Genomic DNA, 2,468 nt, shown 5'->3' on the forward strand with positions numbered 1-2,468 from the left:
TATTCCGCAGGTGCCCGGCCGCGCCAGCCTGAGGCTGCCGGCGATCGTCGCCAACGATACGACCATCCGCGACATCAGGCTCGACATACGACCGGCGGGCCGTGGCTGGACGGTGGACAACGTGGTGGCGACCCTGCCGGGCCGCACGCAGCTGGAGGCGAAGGGCAGCCTCGTGCTTCGCGACCGGACGTCCTTCGTCGGCGATATGCTGGTCGCTTCCAGCCAGCCGTCAGGCCTTTCCGACTGGCTTTCCGGACGGGTGGCCCCCGAACTGCGCCAGCTGCGCTCAGCCGGCTTTTCGGCGAAGGTCAATCTCACACCAGACCTGCAACGGTTCGACAATCTCGAACTGGCGATCGGGCCTGCGACGCTCAAGGGCCGTCTGGAACGGCAGTCGACCCAGGGGCAGACGCCGAACCTGTCGATGAGCCTTGCCGGCAACGAGATCGATATCGACGCCATGCGGGCGCTTGCCTCGCTGTTGACCGGCGACGATGCGGGCCAGGATGTGCTGGACCACCGCGTCGCAGCGACGCTGAAGGCCGACCGTTTTACCGCCTTCGGGGTTGCCGCCAACAATGTCGATACCGCTTTCACTGTGGCTGGCGGAGCGCTTTCGCTGGAGCGCCTGACGGTCGGCAATATCGAAGGGGCGACGATATCGGCACGAGGCCGCATCGAAGGCTCGCTGCTTGCCTATTCGGGCACTGGCAACCTCTCGTTTCGTTCCCGCGATCCGACGGCCTTCCTGACCATGCTGCGCAACCGGCTGCCTCCGCATCCGGCTCTGGCCCGGCTTGCCGCAAACGGCGCCTGGTTCGCCAACACGGATCTCGGCGCAAACCTTACGGTCGGCGGAAGCTCGAACGGGGTGGAGATCGTCCTCAAGGGCAAGACGAACGGCAGCGCGGTCAATGCCGACCTCAAGCTTCCGGGCCTGTTCGACCTGACGGGCGACCCCGACATGACGCTGGTCGCCTCGCTCGACAATCCCGACCCGATGGTTCTTCTCGGCCAGGCGGGTCTCGATCCCCTGCCTTTCGAAGGGGACGGCACCGGCGAACTGCTGCTCAACGTACATCAGGGGCCGGGTGCCACGGCAAAGACCGCGCTGTCGTTCACGACCGCAAAGACCTCGCTGGACGTCAAGGGTGACATGCGGATCGGCAGCGACGGTTTTGGGGAGGGTAGCGGTCACGTGACGCTGCGGAGCGCCGATCTGGAACCCTATCTGCTGATGAACGGTATCGCGCTGCCGCAATTCGGGACCGGTCTGCCGGTCACGCTCGATGCGGATGTCAGCATGACGCCGGAGACGGTCAAGATTGCGGCGCTCACCGGCGCGGCGGACGGCAACGCGATCAGCGGCGATATCGCCGTCGACCGCAAGGCGCCGGGCATGCCGGCGACAGGCTCGCTCAACCTCGACAACCTCGACCTCGCCTGGCTCGGCGAGGCGATCTACGGGCCGGTCAGCGATCCGAAGAGCGGTGCGTTTTCTTCAAAACCCTTCGCCCCGCCGGTCTTTTACGGCGCGGATGTCGCTCTCGACGTCAAGGCGCGGACGTTTCACACGGGCGCGTTCGGCAATATCGACGATTTTTCGGCCCGCGTCACGCATCGCAGCGGCGGCATCACCATCGAGAATGGTGCCGGCAACTGGCAGGGCGGCCGGCTGGCCGGCCGGCTGCTGATGTCGAACGGTGACGGAACGGGACTTCTGCAGGCCCGGCTTTCGGCTGAGAACGCCGATCTTGCGCCGCTCGTCTGGACGAAAGGCGGAAAGCCGGTTGCCGACGGAAAGCTGGATTTCAACATGTCCGCCGAATCGACCGGCAAGACCCTGGCCGAGCTCCTTGGCGCCACGAGCGGCTCGGCCGAGTTGCGGCTGAAGGGCCTGACCATTGCCGGCATCAATCCCGATGCGCTGAAGCCCCTGATGGCCGGGGTGGACAAGCTGGGCGGAGAAATCACGGAAGCGAGGGTCCGGCCGATTGTTTCCAGCCCGCTGCATCAGGGAAATGCGGCGATCGGCAACGTCACCGTTCCGGTGACGATCACGGCGGGCGAAGCGCGGGCGCAGAATATTGCAGCCGCCGTCGGCACGACAAAACTGTCGGGCGAGGGGCGCTTCGATCTGCTCGACGACCGCCTGAGCGCGAACCTGGCGATAACCTACAATGCCGGCGACGAAGCGCTGGCCGGCGGCGATCCGACAATCCGGCTCGATTATTCGGGAGATATTGCCGCGCCCACCGAAAGGATCGATATCGCGGCGATGACCAATTTCCTGTCGCAACGCGCCTTCGAGCAGCAGCGGCGGCGGGTGGAAACCCTGCAGGCGAGCGTTCTGGAAAAGCAGCGCCTTCGCCGCGAGGTGGCGCTTTATAATTTCCAGGCAATCGAGCGGCAGGCGGCCCGCGAAAAGGCGGCGGCTGAAGAGCGCGCCCGCCAGCAGGCCGCCGAAG

General features: G+C 65.8%; 1 protein-coding gene. It reads left to right on the plus strand.

Annotated features, from left to right (window positions below; all coding sequences use genetic code 11):
• A partial coding sequence (locus MOV61_RS29500) for an AsmA-like C-terminal region-containing protein (RefSeq protein ID WP_247139120.1) occupies positions 1 to 2,468 on the plus strand: 2,468 nt, incomplete at both ends.

It is taken from the genome of Neorhizobium sp. BETTINA12A (genome assembly GCF_023006485.1).
GTDB lineage: Bacteria > Pseudomonadota > Alphaproteobacteria > Rhizobiales > Rhizobiaceae > Neorhizobium.